This window comes from Pseudomonas sp. 31 R 17 (assembly GCF_900004915.1).
In the GTDB taxonomy this organism is placed as follows: domain Bacteria; phylum Pseudomonadota; class Gammaproteobacteria; order Pseudomonadales; family Pseudomonadaceae; genus Aquipseudomonas; species Aquipseudomonas orientalis_A.
Map to the genome: position 1 here is coordinate 40904 of NZ_CVTN01000085.1, position 23878 is coordinate 64781.

Here is a 23878-nt window from a genome sequence, read left to right on the forward strand (position 1 = left end):
CGGCGTCCTGCCGGGTTACCCACGGATTCAAGCCTGCGTTCGGCCAGCGTGGTTTGACGGGGCGCTTAAGATCAAAAGCAGATCAAGATCAAGATCACGAGCGGCTCGCTTCGCATCGTGGTTACGGTTGGGCTAGGCAGGTGTGTAGATACCTATCGCTATCGCAGGCACGCCAGCTGTCACGTTTAAGCCTCTGCAAATCCGAACGAACGTCCTCAACTTGACACAGTCTGATATTAGACCCGAGCACGGCTAGCCGCACAGACCTGCCAAGTCAATGAAATATTGGGATTTTCTGATGTGCGCAAAAAACGCCCGATCTGACTGCAGGCCTTGTAGTCCGTGGCTTTCAGCCATGAAAAAAGGCTCTGTTCACAAGGTTATCCACAATTTGTGTGGATAACCTTTCTGTCGTATGGAACTGGAGTGACACATGAAACCACCCTTCAATTTCACCCGTTTCCTGCCTATAGCCGCACGCTTGCTGGGGCGTGGCCGTCTGCCAACCCTGCTGTTTGCTGTCGCGGCCAAAGGCTCGAGCCAGGGCAATCGGTTGGGCCAGCTCAAGGATGACCTCAAGCTGCTCCAGGCCCTGTGCCTGGCCTATTGGCGCAACGAGTATCGAGCGATCAGCCCCAAGGCGCTGATTTCGGTGGTGGCGGGGCTGATGTACTTCCTCAGTCCGATTGATGCAATTCCGGATTTTATTCCCATGTTCGGTATGTTCGACGACATCGCCGTGCTGGCCTGGGTCATGAAGACCCTGAGCGGGGAACTCAGCGCGTTTCGCGCCTGGCGGGATGCACAACGCCCGGAAAAGCTGGCCGTGGTCGAACGTCTACCGGCCACACCCGAGCTGCTCGCCCAGGAAAACCCACAAAAAAACTGATGCTTTGGGCTATCCCCTGCGACCTCCGTGGCTGTTAGGATTACACTTCCAAGGAAGGAGTAAGGAAATTACTTACTTGGTAAGTGTTTTTATCCTACGGGGCAGTCATGGATATCCAGATCATTTCACGTAATGGCGAACCCGAATATGCGGTGTTGCCATGGGACCAGTACCAGGCGCTGCTGAAAGCGGCCGGTCAGCAACAGCCCACACTGGCTTCTTCCCCTGCCGCACCGATTACTCCCGACCAGGACGTGCACCCGCTCGCAGCCCTGCGCGGCCTGCGTGAAGCCAAGGGCCTGGCGATCGAAACCCTGGCGCGCACAGTGGGTATCAGCCCCTCGTATCTTGGTTTGATCGAAAGGGGTGAACGACAGCCGGATGCCGCCATTCGCCGCAGCCTGGCCTGGGAATTGGGCGTTGCAGGTTGGAGGGATGAATCTTGAGCCTACGTATCAGCCGTCAACATTGGGATGGCTTACTCAACGAACTGGACCAGGCGCGCCGTCAGCGCCATCTGCTGACCTACCGTGCGCTGCTCGAGCGCCTGCAATTCCCGACGCCGGCGATGCAGACCCTGGCCGCCGCCCTGGAGCACCTGGCTGCGCTGGACGCCAAAGCCGAGCAGCCGCTGCGCAGTTCCCTGGTGATCAGCCAGGGTGCCAGCCGCCTGCCGCGCACGGGGTTCTTTGAATGCGTGGAGCGCCTGGGGCGTTTCAGCGGGCCCTCCGACGGTGTGGCCGCCGCTTCCTGGCACGCTTCGGAGGTGGTGCGGGTGTTCGAGTACGAATATCCCGAATCCGCCGAGGCTTAAGCCGGCAGCAGGTCCAGGCTGTCGATCACATGGATGCTGTAGCCGATGATGTCCTTGGCCTGGTGCTTGGCCTGTGACGCCAGCTCCGCCAACTGGCTGGCATCGAGTTGTGCACAGGCCTGTGGATACAAATGCACCACGCCAATCGACAGTGAAAGCAAGGCGAATTCCTGGCGCACGCCCTGGCGGTTGAGTGCGGTGAAGCAGCCGGCGTCGAGGTGCTCGGCGCGGTAGAAGCGTCGGCATTGGGTGTGAAAGTCGTCCAGCAGTTGATTGAGCCGTTTGCGCCACTCCTGTGGGCCCAGCACCAGCAGAAAGTCGTCACCACCGATATGCCCGACAAAGTCGCGGCTGGGATCGACCCGGTCGTTCAGGCACTGCGCCAGGCACAACAGCACCTCATCCCCGCGCCCATAACCATAGATATCGTTGAAGGGCTTGAAGCTGTCGATATCCACATAGCAGATCACCGATTCACGCTGTTGCTGCAGCAGGCGCGTCAGGCACTGCTGGATCGGCACGTTGCCCGGTAGCAGGGTGAGCGGATTGGCGTAGCGCGCCTGCTGGATTTTCAGTTCGGTGATCAGTTTGAGCACATCGATGACCCGTCCCAGGCCCAGATAGTCGCCATTCAATGTAATGATGAAATCTTCTTCGATGCGTTGCCGCGCACGGCTGGTGAGCAAGCGGCTGACCTGTTGCAGGGACTGGCTCAACTCCACGGCCAGAAAGTCATCGCTCATCAGGCGGCTGATCGGCTTGCGAGCGAACAGGTCGGTCGCGAAGGGTTTGAGCAGCGCGTCCGACAGCGAGTGCCGATGCACGATGCCCACCGGGTGGTTGCGGGCATCGAGCACCGCCAGTGAGTTCAGGTTGGCCTGGCGACGGAATGCTTCGAGCACCTGGGCGGTTGCCGTGTCTTGATCCACCGCCGGCTGTTCAATGAGCAGCGCGCTGAGGTCACTGGCTTCTTCATTCAGGGCGATATTGGCGTGGTCCGGCTTGGGCAGCATCAAGCGTGCTTCCTGCGGTGGATGCTCCTGAGGCCGGCAGAGCAGGTAGCCCTGGACCAGGTCCACGCCCATTTCCGTCAACACCGCCAACTCTTCCGGCAGTTCAATGCCTTCAGCGATCACCTGGGCCCGGGAGGCCTTGGCGATCTGCATGATCGAGCCGACAAATTCGCGTTTGAGCGCGTCCTGATGGATGCCGTCGATAAAGTGGCGGTCGATCTTCACGTAATCCGGGCGTAGCTCCGACCACAACCGCAGGCTGGAGTAACCGGCGCCCAGGTCATCCAGGGCAATGGCAAAGCCCATGTCGCGATAGTGATGCAACGCGGTCTGCAACAGCTTGAAGTCATCGGTGGGCGTCTGCTCGGTGAGTTCGATCACCACCTGGCTGGGGGGAATACCGAACTCGCGCAGCAATTGCAGGGTGCGCCCCGGTTGGTGCGCCGTCTCCACCAGGGATTCCGGTGAGATATTGAGAAACAGCTTGCCCGGCAGCTTCTGCTCGCTGAAGCGCCGGCAGGCACTCTCACGGCAGGCCATTTCCAGTTCGCTCAGGCGCCCGGCATGGCTGGCGATGGAGAACAGGGCGACGGGGGAGTGCAACGGGCTGTTGGACGGGCCGCGACTGAGGGCCTCGTAGCCGAGGACCCGGCGTTCAGACAGGCAAATGATCGGTTGGAACAGGCTGTGCAAACTGCGTTGAGCCAGGATAGAGCCCAATGCATCCAGCTGTTCGGTCATGGTCATGGCGCTCTCGATCGAAAAAAAAGGACCGCAGGCTTGAAACCTGCGGTCCTTATATTTCACGACAGAATGATGTCTATATGATGACACTCCAGGGAGCGATCACATTAAATTGACATCATTTACTGCTTGGCTACCTGCTTGGTGATTTTCAGGTAGTCCAGCAGGATGCGACCGGTCTCGGCCAGATAGGCGTCGTCTTCCGGCTTGGTTTTTTCCGCCTCGGTCGGCAGCGCATCTTCATCTTCTTTCTTCAGTTCCTTGAGCGGGTCCTCGCCCTTGGCCTTGCGGCGCACGTTTTCCAGCACCAGTTGTTGATTCTCGATGTCGGCGTGCTGCTTGCGACGGTCCGCTTCGTTGAGGCTGACGGTTTTCTCTTCCATCAACTTCTTGGCCAGGGCCAGCTTGTCGCGGATGAAGACGAACTCGGCGTCCTTGGCGGAGCGCGTGTCGTGGTCGGCTTTCAGCTGTGCCAGGAACGGCTTGAACGGGTCGGATGCCGGCTTGATCGCAGGGCGGATGGTGTCCCACGGCATGGCTTCGGGCAGCGCGCTCTCGCCGATTTCCTTGGTGTCGATGATCGACGGGAAGTCGATGTCCGGCAGTACGCCCTGATGCTGGGTGCTCTGCCCGGACACCCGGTAGAACTTGGCCAGGGTCAGCTTGAGTTCGCCGTGGTTCAGCGGCTGGATGGTCTGCACGGTGCCCTTGCCGAAGGTCTGGCCACCGATGATCAGCGCACGGTGGTAGTCCTGCATGGCGCCGGCGAAGATTTCCGAGGCCGAGGCCGAGAGACGGTTGACCAGCAACGCCATCGGGCCTTTGTAGAACGCGCCCGGGTTCTCGTCTTCGAGTACGTCGACACGGCCGTCGGCATTGCGCACCAACACGGTCGGGCCCTTGTCGATGAACAGGCTGGTCAGCTCGGTGGCTTCCTGCAGGGAACCGCCGCCGTTGTTGCGCAGGTCGATGACCACGCCGTCGACTTTTTCCTTCTGCAGCTCAGTCAGGATTTTCTTCACGTCGCGGGTGGTGGACTTGTAGTCCGGGTCACCGGCGCGGAAGGCCTTGAAGTCCAGGTAGAAGGCCGGGATTTCAATCACGCCCAGCTTGTAGTCCTTGCCATCCTGCTTGAGGTTGAGGACTTTCTTCTGCACGGCCTGGTCTTCGAGCTTCACCGCTTCACGGGTGATGGACACGATCTTGCTGGTCTGGTCGTTGGGTGCATTGGTGTGCGGAATCACTTCCAGGCGCACCACGCTGCCCTTGGGCCCACGGATCAGCTTGACCACTTCGTCCAGGCGCCAGCCGACCACGTCGACCATCTCTTTGTCGGCCTGGGCCACGCCGATGATCTTGTCGGCCGGGGCGACCTGCTTGGTCTTGTCCGCCGGACCTGCCGGCACCAGGCGCACGATCTTGACCTGGTCATTGTCGCTTTGCAGGACGGCACCGATGCCTTCCAGGGACAGACTCATGTTGATATCAAAATTTTCCGCGTTATCTGGCGACAGATAATTGGTGTGCGGGTCGTAGGACATCGCGAAAGTGTTGATGTAAGCCTGGAAGATATCTTCGGCACGGGTCTGGTCCAGGCGCGCCAGCTGATTCTTGTAGCGCTTGGTCAACAGCTCCTGGATGGCCTTGGGCTCTTTGCCGGCGATCTTCAGGCGCAGCACTTCGTCCTTGACGCGTTTGCGCCACAGGTCGTCGAGCGCGGCGGTGCTGGTCAGCCAAGGGGCGTCCTTGCGGTCCACCAGAAGGGTTTCCTTCTCGGTGAAATCGAGCTTGTCGATGCCTTTGTTCAACTCACCCAGGGCGAAGTCCAGACGCGCTTTGACGCGGTCCAGGTAACGCTTGTAGATGGTGAACCCGGGCTGCAGGTCGCCGCTTTTGAGGAGGTCGTCGAACTGGGTCTTCCACTTGTCGAACTCAGTGATATCACTGGCCAGGAAGTAGCTGCGCGACGGGTCCAGCAGCTTGAGGTAGCTGTCGTAGATGATCACCGAGCGTGCGTCGTCCAGCGGCGGCTTGCTGTAGTGATGGCGCTTGAGCAACTCGACGACGTTAAGGCTGGCAATCACCTCATCGCGATCAGGCTGAAGGTTGTCCCAGCTATTGGCTGCGAACGTATTGGTCGACATCGACGCGAAGCCGAGACCAATGAAAAAAGCGAGGGCGGTGCTGGGGAACAGATGCTTCATGCTGATTCGACGCGGGGGCAATTGATAACGCATATTAGGCCGTCTTTGAGGGAGCCGGTTCCATATGGTCCGGTCGCATAATGCAAAAAGCCCGACGCTACTGCAACGGGCTCAGTCCGGACTCACTATGGAGGCACTGTGAGAGCATTGCAAGGCGTCGAGGGTCATGTCGAGCGGTGTAAGAGCTCGGTCCTACCTGCAATGTAGGTCAAGTTCGCGTTCGCGTGTTGGAAGCGGGCGCTCATCGTGTTGAATATTCCAGAGTTGTAATAGGGCCTATGTGGGAGGGGGCTTGCCCCCGATAGCGGTATGTCAGTGAAGAATGTTTCATCTGGTCCACCGCCATCGGGGGCAAGCCCCCTCCCACATGGGGATCTTCTGCAGGGAGATCTCCGTGGGTTCAGGTCCAGTGGTGGATCGGCCAGCCGGCCTGTTCGGCGTGGGCCCGCAATACCGGGTCGGGGTTGACCACCTGTGGATGATCCACCTTCAGCAATAACGGCAGGTCATTGCGCGAATCCGAGTAGAAACAGGCACCTTCCAGGGTTTCGCCTTCCTGCTCCAGCCATTGCAGCAAGCGCATGATCTTGCCTTCGCGGTAAGTCAGCACGCCCTCGGTCTTGCCGCTGTACACCCCGTGGCTGACCTCCAGCTCGATGCCCAGCACTTCGTCGATGCCGATGCGCGCCGCAATCGGCGTGACCAGGTGCGTGCCCGAAGCGGAAATCACCAGGATCCGATCACCATTGGCGCGGTGTCGGGCGATGGTTTTGGTCGCGTCGCTGTAGATCAGTGGCTCGATCACGTCCTCGACCCAGGGCTCCACCAGGTGTTCGATCTCTTGCGGGGTGCGGCCAATCATCGGCTCCAGGCTGAAATCCATGAAGTCCTCCATGCGCAGCTCGCCTCGGCCGTAGGCCGCCATCAGCTCGTCGTTCCTGCGCATGAATGACTCAGGGTCGACCCAGCCCAGGCGGCCCATCTGCGCGCTCCACAAGGTGGCGCAGTCGCCATGGATCAGGGTGTCGTCCAGATCAAAAATTACCAATGCCATCCGAAATGCTCTCTCATTCAGTCGTTGCCCGTCAGGCTAGGCTACTTCACACAGCGCGCTGGGGTCGATGGAAAGTGCCAGGCGCTGGCCATCCGGATGCAGGTCGTCGGCAGAGCGGTTCAGCACATCCACCACCAACTCCACGCCACGGGCTTCGATACGATAGCGAATCACGTTGCCCAGCAGGCTGTGGCTGCGCACCAGCGCGTCAAGGTCGCCGTTACGGCTCAGTTCGATGGCTTCGGGGCGGATCGCGATGCGCCCACTGATCGGCCGTTGCAGCAGTTGGCTGGCCTTGTCGGCATCGAGCAGGTTGTAGTTGCCGATAAACCCGGCGGCGAATGCATCCACGGGCGCAGTGTAGAGGGTCTCGGCATCGCCGCTCTGTACGATTCTGCCCTGATTCATCAGGAAGATGCGGTCCGACATGGTCAGGGCTTCCTCCTGGTCATGGGTGACGAAGATGGTGGTCAAGCCGAGTTCGCGCTGGATCTGGCGGATCTGCTCGCGCAGGTGCTTGCGAATCCGTGCATCCAGCGCCGACAGCGGCTCATCCAGCAGCAACAGGCGCGGGCGGGTCACCAGTGAGCGGGCGAGGGCGACGCGCTGGCACTGGCCGCCGGACATCTGGTGCGGATAACGACCGGCCAGGTCCTTGAGCTCGACCAATTGCAGCACCTCCTGGACCCGCTTGTGACTGTCGTCGGCGTTGACTTTCTGCATGCGCAGGCCGAAGGCGACGTTCTGTTCCACGGTCATGTTGGGGAACAGCGCGTAGCTCTGGAACACCATGCCGATATGCCGTTTCTGCGGGCTTAGCGGGACGATGTCCTGATCATCGAGCAGAATTTTCCCACTGTCCACCGAGGTCAGACCGGCGATGCAGCGCAGCAAGGTCGACTTGCCGCAACCGGACGGGCCGAGCAGGGTGACAAACTCACCCTTGGCGATTTCGCAGTTGATATCGCTGAATACCGGGGTGCCGGTATAGCTCTTTTGCAGGTGTTGGACGCTGACGAAGCTCATTGGCTTTTGTCCTTGTTCAAGATATTGGCGGCCCAGGTCAGCACCAGCACAAAGAAGAAATAGGAGATCACGACGGCACTGGTGAAGTGGCCGCTGCTGTTGCGCATGTTGTTGAGGTACACCTGCAGGGTTTCATAGCGGGTGCCGACCAGGATGTTGGCGAACACGAACTCACCGAACAGGAATGAGAACGACAGCAGCAACGCCACCATCAGGCCTTTGCGCAGATTGGGCAGCACGACCAGGATCGCCGCTTGCCAGGTACTGGCGCCGAGCAGTTGCGAGGCGTCCATGAGGTCGCGCAGATTGATCGCCTGCAGGTTGTTGGTGATTGCGCGGTACATGAACGGCAGCGCCACGGTGAAGTAGCAACCGATCAGAATCCACGGCGTACCCACCATCGCCAGCGGCCCGGACCCGTACAGTTGCAGCAGGCCCACCGACGACACCACCGGCGGCACCGCGAACGGCAGCAGGATCAGGATGTTCATCAGCGCATCCAGCCTGGGGAAGTGGTAATGCACCACGAACAGCAGCGGCAGGATCAGCACCACCGACAGGATCAGCGCGCCCACGCACACCAGCAGCGATTGCCCGAAGGCCATCAGGAAGCGCGGGTCGCTCCATAGCTGCACATACCATTTCAGGCTGAAGCCGGCGGGCAGGATGGTGGCCGACCAACTGCTGGAGATCGAATAGACAAAGGTGCCTGCCAGCGGCAGTACCAGGATCAGGAACAGCACGTACACCACCACCCGATGGTAGAGGGACGCCGGGCCGGCATCAGCGCGAGACATGGTAGCTCCTCTTGAGCAGCAGTTGATGGACCACCGTGACCACGGTCATCAGCGCCACCAGCACCACGGCCAGGGCGCTGGCCATGTTCGGGTCCAGTGACACGTCACCGGAAACCAGCCCCGCGATGCGGATCGGCAGCACGTTGAAGTTGCCGGTGGTGAGGGCGTACACGGTGGCATAGGCGCCAAGGGCGTTGGCCAGCAGAATCACGAAGGTGCCGAGCAGGGCGGGGGTCAGGACCGGCAAGCCGATGTGCCGCCAGAACTGCCAGCCATTGGCGCCGAGCAGGGCGGCCGATTCGCGCCAGTCTTCGCGCAGCGCGTCAAAGGCCGGGTACAGCAGCAGGACGCCGAGGGGGATCTGGAAGTAGGTGTAGAGGAGGATCAAGCCGGTTTTGGAGTACAGGTTGAAGTCCTGGATGATCCCCGCCTGCTTGAGCATGATGGTAATGCTGCCGTTGAACCCCAGCAGGATGATGAACGCGAAGGCCAGGGGCACGCCGGCGAAGTTGCTGGTCATGTTGGCAAACGCCGTGACGAAATTGCGCAGCGGCGAATCGACCCGGCGCAGGGAGTAACTGCCCAGCGTGGCGATAATGATGCCGAAGACGCTGGAGTAGAAGCTGATCTCGAGGCTGAACTGGATCGCCTGCAGGTAGAACTTCGAACTGAAAATGCGCGTGAAGTTTTCCAGGCTCCAACCGCTGTCTTCGGTTTGCAGGCTGTTGATCAGCACCCAGGCCAACGGCGCGATCTGGAACACGATAAAGAACAGCGCGAAGGGCGCCAGGCACAGTAAGGCCAGCCATTTGCCGCGAACCATGCCACTCATTTGAGCAACTCCCGGCAGACCGGTTTGTCGTGGGGTACGCCGAGCAGTGCGCAGACGGTACCGCACAGATCGGTCTGTTTCGGCGCAGCGGCGGCATCCAGGCTGAAGGCGTCGCCCAGCACGAACAGCGGCACTTCGCGTTCCTCCGGCAGCAGGCCGTTGTGGGAGCGGTCGTTGTTCATGCCGTGGTCGGCGGTGACCAGCACCTGGCAGCCGGCGTCGAGCCAGCCTTGCAGGTAGTCGGCAAGAACGATGTCGGCCGAGCGTGCGCTGTTGCGGTACTGCGCGCTGTCTAGACCGTGCTTGTGACCGGCGTCATCGATGTTCATCGGGTGCACCAGCAGAAAGTCCGGCGCGTGCTTGAGGCGCAGGTTTTCGGCGTCGGCAAACAGGTGGGAATCCGGGTAGTGGTCATTCCAGTAGAAATGCCCATGCTGGATCGCCAGCGCCGTATCGTCGGTGTGGCGATCCCGGGCGGCGAGAAAGGGAGTGCGGTTATACAATTCGCTGACCCAATGGTAAGCCGCCGCCGCGGTGGTCAAGCCGGCACGGGTGGCGTAGTGGAAAATGCTGCGCTGGCTGGACAGGCGCGCGACGTTGTTGTGGACGATGCCGCTCTGGATCGGCGGCACACCGGTCAGGATGCATTCATACAACGGGCGGGACAGGGCGGGCAGTTCACATTCCAGTGTGTAGAAGGCTGCGCGTCCTGCGCCGACATAGGCCTGCAAGTGCCCCATGGCGTGCCGGGCGACCCCGGCGTTCAGGCCGTCGAGCACGACAAGGATGACAGGGTGCTTCATGGGGGAGAGCGCTCCGCAGCAATAGACTTGACTCAATTCATCTGGAGGAACGAGGTCAAAGTGTGGGAGGGGGCTTGCCCCCGATGACGGTGGATCAGCTAACACATCTGTTTAATGACACACCGCCATCGGGGGCAAGCCCCCTCCCACATTGGATCCCCAGTGGGTCTCCAATGTGGGCTTAAACCCTCACTTCATTTCGACAATCACCTGCTCGTTCCACAGCTGCGGCAGTTTCTTGGACGTCGCTTCCCAGGCATCGGCATCCTTGATCGGCTGCGGGTTGGCCTTGGTGTATTGCTCACCCGGGATCAGGTTTTTGGCGATGTCAGCCGGCAGTTTCAGGTCGGTCTCGGCGCGGATCGGACGGGCATTGCCTTTGGCCAGGTTGAGTTGGCCGGCATCGCTGAAGATGTATTCGCGCGTCAGCTTGGCGGCGTTCGGGTGCTTGGCGTACTTGTTGATGATGGTGGTGTAGCCGGACTTCACCGAGCCATCCGATGGGATCAGCACCACGTAGTCATCCGGGTTGGCCATCTTGGCCTTGTAGCTCAGGCCGTTGAAGTCCCAGACGATACCCACTTCGACTTCGCCTTTTTCCAGGGTGGCGATGGTCGGGTTGGACAGGCCGAGGCGACCTTGCTGGGCAATCTTGGTGAAGAACTGCAGGCCCGGTGCGATGTTTTTCTCGTCGCCCTTGTTGGCGATGGCGGCGGCGAGTACCGCGTTGGAGGCTTGGGCGGCGGTGCTTACGTCACCCACCGAGACCTTGTATTTGCCGGTTTGCAGGTCGGCCCAACTGGTTGGGACTTCGGAGCCGTGGAGCAGTTTCTTGTTGACGATAAACGCGATAGTGCCGGTGTAGGCCAGTGCCCAGTGGCCGTCTTTGTCCTTCGCCCAATCCGGTACCGAAGCCCAGGTGGAGGGTTTGTACGGCTGGGTCACTTCCTGCTTCACCGCGATGGGACCGAAGGCGGCGCCCACGTCGCCGATATCCGCGCTGGCATTGTCTTTTTCGGCCTTGAACTTGGCGATTTCCTGGGCCGAGCTCATGTCGGTGTCGATGTGCTTGAGGCCATGGATCCGGGCCAGGTCGTCCCAGGTGCCTTTCCAGTTGGCCCAGTCATCGGGCATGCCGACGCTGTTCACGGCGCCCTCGCTCTTGGCGGCGGCTTCCAAGGTTTTTAGATCGGTATCAGCGGCCATGGCGGCGGTGCACATGGCAATGGTCGAGCCTAACAGTGATGCCAGGAAAAGCTGTTTCATCCGAAGCTCCTTTGGGCGTTTATCACGCGGCGTTTTATCTGAACGTTGGCGAGGGTGTGGTCTAGGTCAGCAATACCTGAGCCAATCTAGGCCCGATGGATGACAGTTTCATGTCGATGTCGTTTTTGAAGCACGGGTGTCGCTCCGTTCAGACTTAGCGTAGACCATGCCCAAGTGCCCGCAGGCCATGGACTTGGCCGATGTATTGCAGGGTGTGGTGCGGGCAGCGACATCCATTGTCATCTGTCGGTCATCTGCAATGCCTAGGCTGGCATGCAGCAGCACGAGCCCATGAAGAGCGCGTTTTATGCACCTGAACGGTGCTGGTCTAGTCCAGATAGGTAACGTTGATGCGTGACGAGGCAATCAAGGCGGTAACCTCCATCGGCCTGGCGCTGCAAGAGCAGATCGATCATGGCCTGTTGCCGCCTGCCAGCAAGCTGCCCGCCGAACGCAAGCTCAGCGAGTTGTTTGGTACCACCCGGATTACCGTGCGCGAAGCCTTGTTACAGTTGGAGGCCCAAGGGCAGATCTATCGCGAGGAGCGCAGGGGCTGGTTCGTCTCGCCACCCCGGCTGGCCTATAACCTGATGCAACGCAGCCACTTTCACGCGATGGTCAGCGACCAGGGGCGTGTGGCCTCCACTGAGGTTATTTCGGCGCGCCTGCAACCGGCGTCGGCGGCGGTGTGTGCGTGGCTGCGGCTGCCGGCGTTGTCCAGCGTGATCCAGATTTGCCGGGCGCGCAGGATCGACGGGCGTCTGGTGCTGTACGTGGAGCACTACCTGAACCCCCACTATTTCCCGGACATCCTGGCGTGCGATTTGAATCAGTCGATGACCGAACTCTATGCGCGCAAGTACGACTTGCACTATGGGCGGGTGCGTTTCGAGATCGTGCCGACCTCATTGCCGGTGGAAGCCGCCGCTGCGTTGCGCGTATCGGTGGGCAGCCCGGGCTTGCGGATCGCCCGGGTCAACTATGACCAGCACCAGCGCTTGATCGATTGCGACCTGGAGTTCTGGCGCCATGACGCGATTCATGTGGGGGTGGACGTTAAGGCATCAGCGTCTTGATCACCTGATCCACATTGGTTTCCAGCTCTGTCACAGGATCGGCACCGTCTACGTTCAACACCAGCAGGTTGGCGCCGCCGGCACTGACAGCCGCTTTCACCGCCTCACTCGGCTGGCGGTGGTGCAGCACCAGCGCCACGTCATTGTCCTTCAACTGCGCACTGAGTTTTTGCAGCGCTTCAGGCGTCCAGTCCGCATCCGGCCGCGCATCGGTGCTGAGCAGTTCCAGATTCAAGCTGCTGATCAAATAGGCAAAGTGATCGCTCAAGCTGACCACGCTTAAATTATCGGCCCTGGCCAGGCGTGCCTCGCTGTCGGCGGTGAGCTTGAGCAGGCGCTGCTTGAGCGCGGCCAGGTTAGCGTCGATCTGCGCTTTGGCGCCCGGCGCCAGGCGGCTCAGGTCGGCCGCCAGTACATCGGCCATGCGCCCCATGTTGTTGCTCGACTGCCAGGGTTGGCTGTTCAAGCCATCGCTGACGCCCGGCTGCACGGCGATGCCCGGCAAACCGCCGTCCACCGGGTGCGCAGCGTCGACTTCGACAATACGGATGTTGCTGCGCCGCGCCACGGGGTAGAGCGGGTCATCGGCCCACAGCGAGCGCAGGCCGATGGCGGCATCGGCATCCTGGGCCAGTTGGCTCAGCGCCGACGCACCGCGCCCGGTGAAGTAGGACACTTGCCGCGAACCGGGCAAATTGGCGGGTGCCGCGCGTTCGAGCTGCACGTCGCAGCCTTTGAGCAGCACTTCAGCAAGGCCGTAGGTGATCGGCAACGACGCCAGCACCTTGACCGGTTTTACCGATTTGGTCTTGGTCAGCGCGGCATGGCCAAGGCCATGGTTGGCAACGAAGTCCCTGGTTTGAAAACCATCCACGACGGCGAGCGCCGAGGTGCTGAGCAAGCAGGCGATGGTCAGGGCCAGTGGGCGAAAGACAGGGCGCATTATCCAAGATTCCCTTTGAGGCTGGGCACTGTGCCGCGCGCGATGGCGGCGAAGGCGAAGGCGATGCCGGCAACCAGAATGATCGCGGCGCCGGACGGTACAGGCAGGTCGAAGATGATCGGCAGCAGGATGCCGCACAGGGTACTGACGGTAGCGATGGCCACCGAAACCCAGAAGAAGTCCTTGAGCGACTGACTCAACAGCCGCGCCGCCGCCGCCGGAATCACCAGCAGGGCACCGACCAGGATCGCGCCGATCACCTTGACCGCCGCGACGGTGATCAGCGTCACCAGAATCACGAACAGATAGTCCAGGGTCTTCACTGCCACGCCGCGCACTGCCGCCAGTTGCGGGTTGAAGCTGGCGAGCATGATGCGGTTGTACAGCGGCAGCGCCAGGGCCATCACCAGCGCACCGACCACCGCCAGCACCAGCAAGTCGTTGCCGTTGACCGTCAGCACCGAGCCAAACAGCACGTTTTCCAGGATGTGCACATTGATCTTGCCGGCCAGGGTCAACAGCAGGCTGGCGCCCAACGCCAGGGACACCGACAGGAACACGCCGATCAGCGTATCCGGCGCCAGGCCGGTACGGTTGCGCAGGTAATTGAGCAGGATGCCGAACAGCAGGCAGTAGCCGAACAGGCTGCCGTAGGGCCCGGTGTAGGGTTCACCGAGCAGGATGCCCACGGCCACGCCGGTCAGGGCGGCATGGCCGACCGCTTCGGAGAAAAACGCAAAGCGCTTGACCACCACCAGCGTGCCCAGTCCGCCCAGTACCGGGCCGATCAGCAAACCGGCGAGCAGCGCGTTGACCACAAAACCATAGGCCAGCGCCTCCGGCAAGTAGCCGGAAGAGGCCCAGCCCTGGACCATCAGGCGAAACGCTTCATAACTCATTGCGCCGGGCTCCGAGGGTGAGTGGAAAACAAGGTCAGCAGGCGATCCGGGGTCAGCGCTTCCCGGGGCGTGGCGTCGAACAGCACGCGGCGGTTCAGGCCGGTGACACGGTCGGCCAGACGGCCAACGGCTTCCAGGTCATGCTCGACCCACAGCACGGTGATCCCGGCCAGTCGCCAGTCCCTGAGCAAGCGTTCGAACACCTGGATACCGGCTTCGTCCAGCGCCGACATCGGCTCATCCAGCACCAGCAATTGCGGCGCAGGTATCAGGCCCTGGGCCAGCAGCACGCGCTGGCGCTCGCCACCGGACAGCGCGCCCATGCGCCGCTTGCGCTTGTCCTGCATGCCGACCCGTTCCAGCGCCTCGCCAATCGCACCGGCGTAGTGCCGGGACAGGCCAAGAAACGCCGGCCGCCGCTGGCACATGGCAGCCATGAAATCATCCACCGTCATCGGCAACCCCCGGTCGAACTCCAGGGCCTGGGGCACGTAGCCGATGGTGCCGGGCGTGGTCGGCCATTCCAGACTCAATCGGCCCTGATGGGGCGTTTGTCCCAACAGGGTCTTGATCAGTGAACTCTTGCCGCCGCCGTTCGGGCCGACCAGCGCGTGGATGCTGCCGGGCTGAACCTGGAAACTCACGCCATCGAGAATCACGGTACGGCCCAGGGTCAGCGCGACGTTGTCGAAGTCCAGCGTCGGGCCGTTGCTTGCAATGTTCAGGTGTTCTGCCGCCGTCATGTTCCCGACTCCTGGATCGCCCGGACCACGGTATTGAGGTTGCCGGTCATTTCCACTTCGTACTTCTGGGCGCTGTATTCGCCGTAGGAAATATGTGACAGCGGATACAGCTTGACCCCGGATTCACGCTGGATCGTATCGACATAGGTGGACGGGAAATCCATTTCCGAGAAGATCACTTTCACGTCCAGGGCGCGCAGTTCATCGATGGTTTTCTTCAGCTGGCTGGGGCTCGGCTCGATGCCGTGGGCCGGTTCGACCACGGCGGTGACTTCCAGGCCGAACTCGCGCAGCAGGTAGTCGTAGGCCGCGTGCACCGTGGCTACGCGCAGGTCCGGGTTGGGTGCGCTGGTCAGCTTGGCCAGGGCGTCGGCGCGCATCTGGCGCAGACGCTTGCCGTAGGCGCGGGCGTTCTGGGTGTAGGCCTTGGCGTTGTCCGGGTCGAGCTTGCCCAGCTCGCGGGCGATGTTATTGACCTGGGCAATCGACGCGCTGATCGACAGGAACGTGTGCGGGTTGACCACCTTGCCCGCACCGCGTGCGGCATTGCCGGTGGCGGCCAGCAGCGGCACATTGGCGTTGGCTTCGATCACCGGGATATCCGGGCGCTCGCTGGTGGCGATCATGCGATCGGCGAAGTCGTCATGCCCCACGCCATTGAGCACGATCACGTCCAGGGTGCCGATGCGCTTGATGTCTTCGGCGCGCGGCTCGTAGGCATGGGGGTTGAAGCCCGCCGGAATCAGCGGCACCACTTCGGCCTTGTCGCCGACGATGTTGGCCACGTAGCTGTAGTAAGGATGCAAGGTGATGCCGATGCGCAGGCGTTTGCTCGCTTCGGCATTCGCCAGGGGAGCAAGGATCAGGCTGAACAGGCCAACCAGCAACAGGCGCAACAGGGGAGATGAAATGGACATGGGCACTCGGTCTTCTCGTTCAGTGGCGGTGCTGGCGGGTCACGCCGGCATCGAATTGCGCGACCACCTGCTGCCAGCCGGCAGCGATCAGCGCCTGGTCAGTGAGGTCGGAGGGGACGGCCAGGTGTTTGCCACGGTTGAGCCAGATATCCGGCTCGGCGCCTTGCACACGCATCAGCAACGAGCCACTGGTGTCGGTGGCCTGGCTCAAGCCCAGGTAGGTCGAGGGCGCGAGCAGTTGCCAGCGATGATCGCCACGGCTGACGGAACTGGCGTCCTGGGCGAACGGGGCAAAGCCTTCTTGCGCCAATTGGTCCGGCGTAGGCAGGGCGTTCTGCTCTTGCTGCAGCAAGTGGATTTCATCCAGGGTCACCCGCAGGTCGGCGTAGATGCCCTGTTCGGCGGCGCTCAGGTCGCGCCGAGCATCCAGCTGATGACTGGGCACAGCTGCGACCTCTTGGGTTTCACCGTGCAAGGCCACCACCGTTCCCGCCACCGCCAGGATGATCAGGCACAGCAACAGCACATAGAGGGTTTCATGCCCCGCGCCGGCCGGGCGCACTACCTGTACGGTACTCATTGCGCCTGGATATCCGCTTGGTCGATTTCCACCACGTGACCGGGACCGGCATCGAACAGTACATAGAATTCGGCCGTGGGTTTCTTGAAGGTCAGGGTCGAATCCTCACCGAGCTTGCCCGGTACCAGGATGGTCTCGTCGTAGCCGATCACATCCAGGGTCACGCCCGGAGCGCCGCTGCCGTCGGAGAACCCGCCCTTGCACTGGATCTGCTCGCCGGGGATTTCCTTGCACTCGCACATCGGGTTGTGAGCGAGGGCAAGTTGACTGAGGCCGGTACTGAGCAACAGTACGCAACCGGCAGTCAGGTGTTTGAATATCATGGTTTGACTCCTTGCTTGTTCAACCAGGCAATGGTGGCAGGCGAGGCCTGGCTCAGCGGGATGGAACCCTGGTGCATGGTGCCGTCCCAGCCTTCCATGGTGACCCACAGCTCGGCATCGATCGGCGTGCGTTCCGGCACCGGCACGATGGCGCCCATGCGGTACGGCGTACCGAAGAAGATCACCCCGGCGGCCCGCAGGCTGCGGGGCTTGCCGATGCGCAGGTAGGTGGCCTTGACCTGCTCGGCACAGGTGGCGCACAGGGCGGCGTTAAAGGCTTTCATCGGGCCGGCCGGGTCGGGGCGCGGGCCTTCGTTGCGAAACTCGGCGAGGGTCAGGCTCCAGGGGCCGACTTGAATGTCCCCGGCGACCCGCTCGCCAATGCCGGCATCCCCGCGAAACAGGGCGGCATCGGCAAAATACTTGGGCATGAAGCCCAGCGGCACCAGCAACAGCAGAATGTTTATATGGAAACGCCACTTCAGCCACCAGGCCCGCAGGGGTGAAGAGGGTTTGGCCGTGACTCTGCTCATCAGTGAGTCTCCGAGGTTTCAGCCTGCAAGGCCGGGGCGGGCACAGCCTGACGCTGGGTCTTGGCCTCGCGTTTGAAGGCGTTGAGGGTGGCCAGGGCGGTGCGCTTGGTCCAGATCAGCAAGCCGCTCAAGACCATCATGCTCAGCACCAGGCCGAAGAAGGCCCAGATCAGCTTGATCCACAGTCCGCCAAAGTCACCGGTGTGCAGCGGGCGCATGGACTCGGTGACGAACTCCAGCGCGGTGCGGTCGGACAGCAGGTGCGACACGGCGATTTCACCGCTGTAGGGGTTCAGTTGCGCGGTCTGGAACATCAGCGGGTACCAGCCGCGCCCGCCTATCTGCAGGTGGCTGTAGGCATTGAGCGGCAGGAAGGCAAAGGTGGCTTCCAGCCCGGGGATGCGCTGGGTGGCGATCTTGATCGCGTCGTCCAGGGCAATCATCGGGGCCGGCACGCCGGGTGCGGACAGCGGCACCTTTTCCCGGGCAATCACCGGCACGATAGGCTCGCTGGAAATGGAGATCTGGTTGTCACCCAGGATCGCCTGGATCAGGAACCAGGTGCCGGTGATGGAGATGACGGCGATGAACCAGATCGACCAGATACCGCTCAGGCGGTGGAAGTCGCCCCAGAAAATCCGTGCGCCGTGACGGATGCGCAGGGTGGGGCGCAAAAAACCTTTCCAGAAACGCTTGTACACCACAAGGCCGGTAACCAATGAGGCCAGCAACGGCAGGCCGAGCAGCGACACCAGGTACCAGCCCCAGCTGTAGCCATTGGTGAACGGCACCAGCCACCAGCCGTGCAGGGCGCGGGTGAATTGCTGGAAGTCGAAGGCCGGGCTGATGCCTTGGAGGGCGCCCGTGTAGGGGTTGGCATAGGCATCGACCGAACGCCCGTCCGGATAGCTGAGGCCGACCATCAACGCGAAGTGCGATTCGTCGGGACGGATGATCGAGCGCACGATGACCTGAGGCTCGTCGCGCTTGATGGCGGCGATCACTTGGTCGAAGCTCAGCGGTTGGGCATCATCGGACGGCTTGCTCGCGCGGATATCCGGGTTGGCCAGCCAGACGATTTCCTGGCTGACCACCGCCAGGGTGCCGGTGACGCAGACGATCAGGACAAAGAACCAGATGGGCAACGCCAGCCAGCTGTGTACAAGAAACCAGAGTTTTGAGCGTGACTTCTTCGACATGTGGATGAGGGTCTTGATGGAAGGGGCGATGGAGGCCCGGAAAAGGCCGGTCGTAGCTTTTGCTGACGCGACGGGCTGTATCTAAATTAAGACGAATGAGAATGAGAAATCCCCAGGCGAGAAATGAAAGAAAATGTTTCAGGCGCACAGCGGGCCTTACGCATGGGCGCTGATCGTGCGTGATTGCATCCACGGACGGGGTGCACGCCGAGGCAGAGTGATAAGCGCGCAACTACGTAGTTATATAAGTATAAAAATAATCTCGCGGGAAGCTGAAAGGGTTATTGACGGTGTTATTTACTTTTTAAATGAATGCATTTTAACGGCTGAATACCTACGTTTGCGGGAGGTGGGCGCAGGCGTGGGTTGAAACCTGAAAAAAAGCAGGGATATTGTATTGACGCTGTCGAAGGCTTCGGCTTTAGTAGGTGTCGGCATGGAAGTCAGATAATTTTAAAAAAAGGAAGTGTATTAAATGACCGTCTCCGTCGCTTATCCGACCCCACTTATAATAAGTTGTTGTTACTTTCCTGCGTGGCTGATTGCATCGGCCAATTGATCGCCGCCTGCCTCCCAAGTCGATTGTCATTGTTGCGAATATCGCTGTTCCCGCCGGGGAAGGGCACGCGTTCATATGCCTTAACAGAGAGTACCTACTCATGTCGATTTTTGATCAAGAAATTCACCGCTCGGTGCAGTGGCAAGACTGGCGTTGGCAGCAGAAGAATGCCCTGCGTGATGAACCGAGTCTTCGTGCTGCCTGCGGTGGCTGGGGCGAGGAAACGACTGCGCACATCGAGCATAACCTGCTGGGGCGCAAGATGCAGATCACGCCGTACTACATTGATCTGATCAGGCGCTCCGTCACCAGTGGCACCGTCATGGACCACCCGCTGTGGCGGCAAGTGGTGCCGTACTGGAGCGAGCAGGTCGAGGGTGATTACGATGGCACCTCCGAGAACTGGGAGCTGGGCCATGAAATGAAGACGCCCATCTGCCAGCACAAGTACGACAATCGCGTGATCCTGCGCACCACCAATACCTGCAATGCCTATTGCCAGTTCTGCTTCGAAGCGCTGCGCACCTTGCAGGTGGGCACGGACAAGGCCAACGCCAGCCGGGATTCCTTCATGGAGTCGGTGGAGTACATCCGCGCCAATCCGGCCATCGAAGAAGTGATTCTCAGCGGCGGCGATCCGCTGATGCTGGCCGACCGCAAGCTCGAAGAATACCTGGCCGCGCTGCGCGGGATCAGCGATGACCTGCTGATCCGCGTTCACTCGCGGGCCTTGAGTTTCAACCCGTTTCGCGTGACCGATGAGTTGATCGCGATGCTGGAAAAGTACAAGGTCAATGCGTTTGGCGTGCACGTCTGCCACCCGCTCGAACTCAGCGCTGACTTTGCCGTGGCGGTCAAACGTATTCAGGGTGTGGTGCCGATCGTATTTTCCAATATGCCATTGTTGCGCGGCGTCAACGATGATGAAGCCACACTGCATAAACTGTTTATCGATCTTTATCGTTTGGGTGTGAAGCCTTATTACTTATATCACTTCATGCCGTTTTCTCCCGGTGCCTCTGAATACAAGGCGTCGATCAGCCAGGCCATCGCCATCATGGATCGCCTCAAGCGGCGAGTGTCCAATATTGCCCTGCCCGAATATGTTCTGCCGCACGCCCAAGGCAAGTTTACGGTGCCGCTGCTGGACTTTGAAAAGCCTGAGGACTTGCCGTACTTCGAAGTTCGCGATGGGCAGCGTCATTACCGATTCCGTAACTGGGAAGGGCAGTGGTGCAGTTGGCAGGATGCCTGAATAAATTGATGGACTAAGGCGGTATAAAACATGAAACAGGACGCCATCCTTTTTATCGATGTCGATGACAGTACGTCTGTTCGTTATAACTACCGGGAGCCGCACTTCGCGGCTGCCCGCGCCCAGGGCCTGGTGTGCTTGACGGCGGGCGTGGCAGGGCGCAGGCATGTTCAACGGCTCAGGGATGACAGTGACTCGGTGTTCCTGCTCGACGGGCTCAACGAGCAGGCCATTCTGGCGTTGGTCGGCCAGCTCGATGGGCAGTATCAGATTCGCGGGATTTTCTGCCAGGCCGGCCATCCGTCTGCGCTGGGCGAGGTCGGTTGTATCGTTGCGCGAGCTTCCCAGCGCCTGGGCCTGGTGCATAGCCGCCCCGAGGCGGTGGCGGCGTGCAACAACAAGTTCCTGATGCGCAGGGTGCTGAAGCATCACGGCATTGCCTCGGTGCCGTTTGCGCTGTGCAATAACGAACAGCAACTCCAGCAACACGCCGAGCGGGTCGGTTATCCGCTGATCGCCAAACCGCCGTTTGGCGGCGCTTCGGCGTTTATCAGGAAATGCGCCAATTGGGCGGAACTGCGCAGCCACTACGCGCTGTTTGTCAAAGACCACGCCACGGCGGCGTACGCGGACTTCTATGGCTGTGCGCACACCCTACTGGAGGACGACGGCCAACGGCATGCCTACATTCCCGGGCGCAGTCTGTTGCTGGAGGGCTACATCCCCGGTATCGAAGGCAGCGTGGAGTGTGTGGTGGCCGGCGAGCGTGTGCATCCACTGTTGATCAACGAAAAACTGTTGCTGACCGAGCGCAGCGGCACGGTGCTCGAAAACCTGCTGATTTCCCCTCCGACCTCCTTCAGCGACCGCGAGTGCGAGCAGATCCGCGCGTACGCCGTGGCATGTCTGAAGGCGGTCGGCCTGACCAACGCCGTGGTGCATTTCGAGTTCCGCATGACCCCGCAGGGCCCTGTGGTGATCGAGATCAACCCGCGGGTGGGCGGGCTCTATGTGAACGCGGCGTTCCGCGATCTGGCCGGTATCGATCCCTATCAGCTGTATCTTTCGTTGCTGACGGGCGAGCAGGGCATCGACGCGCAATTGGAAGCGGGTGCTCGCAAGGTGGCCGAGGCCGGGCAACATTACGCGATGCTGGCGATCTACCCGCAGCACAGCGGTCGGTTTCAGGGCATTGAAGGCGTGGAGTTCCTGGAACAGAACGTCGCGGTGCTCGAGTATGCCCAGCAGGAGCCGGGGCACATGATCGATGCGGATATCGAGGAACATTATCTGCTCAAGTGCTGGGCCAGGGTCGCGGACGCTGCCGATGCGCGCGCACTGCATGACGCGGTCGGCCAGCACTTGCGCGTCATCATCGACAACCCGGTGGCAGGCTAGCGATATGGATATCCCGACAATTTCCGCGCACTTGCGCGAGCACCATTACTGCCATCGGCCTGACTTTGGCGAGTTGGTCAGTGTCGAGGCGGGCGAAGAGCAGAGCTTTCGCGCGTACTGGGCCAACCTGGTGCGCGACGAGGCATTCAAGGCGTACACCCATCGCGAGCGGCGTATTCTGCGCTATCGTTTTTCACCGTCACGGCAATTGCAGATCGACAGGAGCACCGCGTTCAAGTCGCCGGTCACCTACGCCGTCAACTATCGCCAGGGGGTGAACCATTTGAGCTACAGCGAGGAAGGTTTTATCGAACATCCGCTGATGCGCAAGCTGCTGGCCACCGACCTGGCGGTGATCGCACCGCACCTGGGCGAGCAGAGTCATACCATCGATATCCACCAGTTTCGTGTGCGGGCGGACGCGCAAGCGTGCAGCCCCACCACGTCGGGGATTCACCAGGATGGTCTGGATTGGGTGTTCATGCATTTTATCGGCGAGCACAACACATTGCCGGTGGTCTCGGAGGTGTTTACCAGTGATGAGGAGCACAGTCGCGTGTTGAATCTGCCGATGACGCGCTTCCTGGAAACCCTCGTGATCGATGACCGAGGGCTCTACCACCGCGCCGGCGATGTGCGGCCGAAGGTAGCGTCGACACCGGCCTGGCGCGACATGCTGCTGGTCAGCCTGCGCAGCGTGCCGGATGATCAAGCGGCGCCGCCTGCATGAGCCACGATCAACAGCTGTACCTGTCGATCCGCAACGCGCGGCTGATCATCTTCGCTCGCGGCGTGTCGGACTTTGGCGCTTTCCTCAACATGGTGGCCTTGTCCACCTATGTCTACTGGCTCAGCCAAAGCGTGGTGTTCGTCAGCATCTTCCTGGCGTGCCGCGTGACCGGTGGCATTGTCGCCAGCCTGTTCGGCATCCCGTTTTTCCGGCGTTTCGCCGGGCGCGGCACCCTGGCCGGGCTGGACCTGGCGCGAGCGCTGCTGCTGACGCCGTTGCTGCTGCTGATCCCTGCGCATCAACTCAGCCTGCTGCCGTTTATCGCCTTCGGTATCGGCCTGTGCAATTCGCTGTTCGCCATCGGCCTCAACAGCCAGTTGCCCACCTGGGTTGCCCTTGAACAGCGGGTCGATACCAACGCCTGGATCACCTCGGCGGCCGCAACCGGCGCGGTGTTCGGCAGCTTGCTGTCGGGGCTGCTGATTGCCGCGGGGGGATTTGAGGCGGTATTCGCGGTGAATATCGGCACCTATGTGATAGCCGCTTGCCTGGTCATGCCACTGCGTGCGTTGTACAGCGTTACCGTCGCCGCGCATCGCGGCCTTTCGGCGGAGTGGCGCGCGTTGACCAGGGGCCTGCGCGGCGCGCCGGTGCTGGCCGCAATGTTGTTGATCAGCATGCTCGACACCCTCGGCAGCGCGGCGCATAACGTCGGCTGGCCGGTGCTGTCCCAGTACATTTCCCCGGACACGGCCAAAACCGTGATGGGTTACCTGCTGGCGGTCTGGGCCTGTGGCAAGTTCATCGGGGCGCGTATCGCCAGTGCGCTGTTGAAGGGGCGCGGCATGCCAGGTATGGAGCGGTTGTTCATGTTTGGTGTGGCGCTGATGTCCAGCGGCTTTATCCTGACGTTCCAGCAAACCCAATTGTGGCTGGCGCTGCTGTTGGTGGTGTGGGCAGGATTGGGCGACGGGCTGTCCGAAGTGGCGTTGGTCTCCCGCGCACAAAGCGAACCGGACAGCTTGCGACTGCCGCTGTTCAGCCTGTTGGTCCTGATTCAGATGGTGGGCTTTGGCGTGGGGATGCTGGTGGTCGGGCCGTTCTACGTGACATGGACGCCGGCCCAGGTGATCGTGCTGTTCCATGGGCTACCGCTGACGGCGTTGGGCGTGATGACCGTGTGGCTGGGGTGCGCGGCTTACCGGGGCCGACCGGACGCGTCGGGTTCACCGCCCACCCGTTGATCGCCACTGTGGAAGGGCGCCGGCGTCCTTCCACTGG

The 23878-nt window shown here is 61.2% G+C and carries 24 protein-coding genes; 8 read left to right on the forward strand and 16 right to left on the reverse strand.

From position 1 onward, the window contains the following. Positions 1 to 433 precede the first annotated feature (433 nt). From BFP89_RS25490 to BFP89_RS25500, 3 genes are all read left to right on the forward strand, one after another. Positions 434 to 889: a YkvA family protein gene (locus tag BFP89_RS25490; protein ID WP_065888214.1), complete on the forward strand. Its 456-nt coding sequence runs from the start codon at positions 434 to 436 to the stop codon at positions 887 to 889. A gap of 107 nt (positions 890 to 996) precedes the next feature. Then, on the forward strand, positions 997 to 1335 hold the full coding sequence (locus tag BFP89_RS25495) for a helix-turn-helix domain-containing protein (protein ID WP_065888215.1): 339 nt from the start codon (positions 997 to 999) through the stop codon (positions 1333 to 1335). Then, positions 1332 to 1703, forward strand: coding sequence for a hypothetical protein (locus BFP89_RS25500; RefSeq protein WP_005786715.1), 372 nt, complete (start codon positions 1332 to 1334; stop codon positions 1701 to 1703). The genes BFP89_RS25495 and BFP89_RS25500 overlap by 4 nt, the downstream gene beginning before the upstream one ends. Here BFP89_RS25500 and BFP89_RS25505 read toward each other — a convergent pair. The 8 genes from BFP89_RS25505 to BFP89_RS25540 form a co-directional block, all read right to left on the reverse strand. Next, entirely contained in the window at positions 1700 to 3463 is a 1764-nt protein-coding gene (locus BFP89_RS25505; RefSeq protein ID WP_065888216.1) for a bifunctional diguanylate cyclase/phosphodiesterase, read from the reverse strand. The two genes, BFP89_RS25500 and BFP89_RS25505, sit on opposite strands and share 4 nt — an antisense overlap. Before the next feature lie 119 nt (positions 3464 to 3582). Beyond that, positions 3583 to 5664, reverse strand: a complete 2082-nt coding sequence (locus BFP89_RS25510; RefSeq protein WP_240995381.1) for a carboxy terminal-processing peptidase — start codon at positions 5662 to 5664, stop codon at positions 3583 to 3585. Positions 5665 to 6064: 400 nt separating this feature from the next. Continuing rightward, positions 6065 to 6718 (reverse strand): HAD family hydrolase, encoded by a 654-nt coding sequence (locus BFP89_RS25515; RefSeq protein WP_065888218.1) that lies wholly within the window; start codon positions 6716 to 6718, stop codon positions 6065 to 6067. Between the two features lie 36 nt (positions 6719 to 6754). Beyond that, positions 6755 to 7744 carry an ABC transporter ATP-binding protein gene (locus tag BFP89_RS25520; protein ID WP_065888219.1) on the reverse strand — a complete coding sequence of 330 codons (990 nt, stop codon included), beginning with the start codon at positions 7742 to 7744 and terminating at the stop codon, positions 6755 to 6757. Further along, the gene (locus tag BFP89_RS25525; RefSeq protein ID WP_065888220.1) at positions 7741 to 8541 is read right to left on the reverse strand and encodes an ABC transporter permease; all 801 of its coding nucleotides are present in this window, start codon (positions 8539 to 8541) and stop codon (positions 7741 to 7743) included. The genes BFP89_RS25520 and BFP89_RS25525 overlap by 4 nt, the downstream gene beginning before the upstream one ends. Beyond that, a complete protein-coding gene (locus BFP89_RS25530) occupies positions 8528 to 9373 on the reverse strand; it encodes an ABC transporter permease (protein WP_065888221.1) in 846 nt (281 codons plus the stop codon). Before BFP89_RS25530 ends, BFP89_RS25525 begins: the two co-directional genes overlap by 14 nt. After that, the gene (locus BFP89_RS25535; RefSeq protein ID WP_065888222.1) at positions 9370 to 10176 is read right to left on the reverse strand and encodes an alkaline phosphatase family protein; all 807 of its coding nucleotides are present in this window, start codon (positions 10174 to 10176) and stop codon (positions 9370 to 9372) included. The genes BFP89_RS25530 and BFP89_RS25535 overlap by 4 nt, the downstream gene beginning before the upstream one ends. 189 nt (positions 10177 to 10365) lie before the next feature. Continuing rightward, positions 10366 to 11442 carry an ABC transporter substrate-binding protein gene (locus tag BFP89_RS25540; protein ID WP_065888223.1) on the reverse strand — a complete coding sequence of 359 codons (1077 nt, stop codon included), beginning with the start codon at positions 11440 to 11442 and terminating at the stop codon, positions 10366 to 10368. 350 nt (positions 11443 to 11792) lie between these two features. Between BFP89_RS25540 and BFP89_RS25545 the strand changes: the two genes are divergently transcribed. Then, complete coding sequence (locus BFP89_RS25545) at positions 11793 to 12518, forward strand: UTRA domain-containing protein (protein ID WP_065888224.1); 726 nt, start codon at positions 11793 to 11795, stop codon at positions 12516 to 12518. Here BFP89_RS25545 and BFP89_RS25550 read toward each other — a convergent pair. The 8 genes from BFP89_RS25550 to BFP89_RS25585 are packed head-to-tail and all read right to left on the reverse strand — an operon-like array spanning position 12499 to position 18655. Beyond that, entirely contained in the window at positions 12499 to 13461 is a 963-nt protein-coding gene (locus tag BFP89_RS25550) for a metal ABC transporter solute-binding protein, Zn/Mn family (RefSeq protein WP_065888225.1), read from the reverse strand. The genes BFP89_RS25545 and BFP89_RS25550 overlap by 20 nt on opposite strands. After that, positions 13461 to 14360 (reverse strand): metal ABC transporter permease, encoded by a 900-nt coding sequence (locus BFP89_RS25555; protein WP_065888226.1) that lies wholly within the window; start codon positions 14358 to 14360, stop codon positions 13461 to 13463. The genes BFP89_RS25550 and BFP89_RS25555 overlap by 1 nt, the downstream gene beginning before the upstream one ends. Next, complete coding sequence (locus tag BFP89_RS25560) at positions 14357 to 15103, reverse strand: metal ABC transporter ATP-binding protein (protein WP_065888227.1); 747 nt, start codon at positions 15101 to 15103, stop codon at positions 14357 to 14359. The genes BFP89_RS25555 and BFP89_RS25560 overlap by 4 nt, the downstream gene beginning before the upstream one ends. Further along, positions 15100 to 16020 carry a metal ABC transporter substrate-binding protein gene (locus BFP89_RS25565; protein ID WP_065888228.1) on the reverse strand — a complete coding sequence of 307 codons (921 nt, stop codon included), beginning with the start codon at positions 16018 to 16020 and terminating at the stop codon, positions 15100 to 15102. Before BFP89_RS25565 ends, BFP89_RS25560 begins: the two co-directional genes overlap by 4 nt. Positions 16021 to 16039: 19 nt before the next feature. Next, positions 16040 to 16600 carry a DUF6162 family protein gene (locus BFP89_RS25570; RefSeq protein WP_065888229.1) on the reverse strand — a complete coding sequence of 187 codons (561 nt, stop codon included), beginning with the start codon at positions 16598 to 16600 and terminating at the stop codon, positions 16040 to 16042. Then, positions 16597 to 16923, reverse strand: a complete 327-nt coding sequence (locus tag BFP89_RS25575) for a hypothetical protein (RefSeq protein WP_065888230.1) — start codon at positions 16921 to 16923, stop codon at positions 16597 to 16599. Before BFP89_RS25575 ends, BFP89_RS25570 begins: the two co-directional genes overlap by 4 nt. Beyond that, on the reverse strand, positions 16920 to 17456 hold the full coding sequence (locus BFP89_RS25580; protein ID WP_065888231.1) for a thiamine pyrophosphate-binding protein: 537 nt from the start codon (positions 17454 to 17456) through the stop codon (positions 16920 to 16922). Before BFP89_RS25580 ends, BFP89_RS25575 begins: the two co-directional genes overlap by 4 nt. Next, positions 17456 to 18655 carry a PepSY-associated TM helix domain-containing protein gene (locus BFP89_RS25585; protein ID WP_065888232.1) on the reverse strand — a complete coding sequence of 400 codons (1200 nt, stop codon included), beginning with the start codon at positions 18653 to 18655 and terminating at the stop codon, positions 17456 to 17458. The genes BFP89_RS25580 and BFP89_RS25585 overlap by 1 nt, the downstream gene beginning before the upstream one ends. A 659-nt stretch (positions 18656 to 19314) precedes the next feature. On the opposite strand from BFP89_RS25585, the gene BFP89_RS25590 reads away from it, so the two are divergent. Genes BFP89_RS25590 through BFP89_RS25605 form a run of 4 tightly spaced genes read left to right on the forward strand, consistent with a single transcriptional unit; the run spans position 19315 to position 23841 of the window. Beyond that, positions 19315 to 20469 (forward strand): KamA family radical SAM protein, encoded by a 1155-nt coding sequence (locus BFP89_RS25590; RefSeq protein ID WP_065888233.1) that lies wholly within the window; start codon positions 19315 to 19317, stop codon positions 20467 to 20469. 30 nt (positions 20470 to 20499) lie between these two features. After that, the gene (locus BFP89_RS25595; protein ID WP_065888234.1) at positions 20500 to 21867 is read left to right on the forward strand and encodes an ATP-grasp domain-containing protein; all 1368 of its coding nucleotides are present in this window, start codon (positions 20500 to 20502) and stop codon (positions 21865 to 21867) included. 4 nt (positions 21868 to 21871) lie between these two features. Further along, complete coding sequence (locus tag BFP89_RS25600) at positions 21872 to 22597, forward strand: 2OG-Fe dioxygenase family protein (RefSeq protein ID WP_065888235.1); 726 nt, start codon at positions 21872 to 21874, stop codon at positions 22595 to 22597. Next, entirely contained in the window at positions 22594 to 23841 is a 1248-nt protein-coding gene (locus BFP89_RS25605) for an MFS transporter (protein ID WP_065888236.1), read from the forward strand. Before BFP89_RS25600 ends, BFP89_RS25605 begins: the two co-directional genes overlap by 4 nt. Positions 23842 to 23878: the final 37 nt, after the last annotated feature.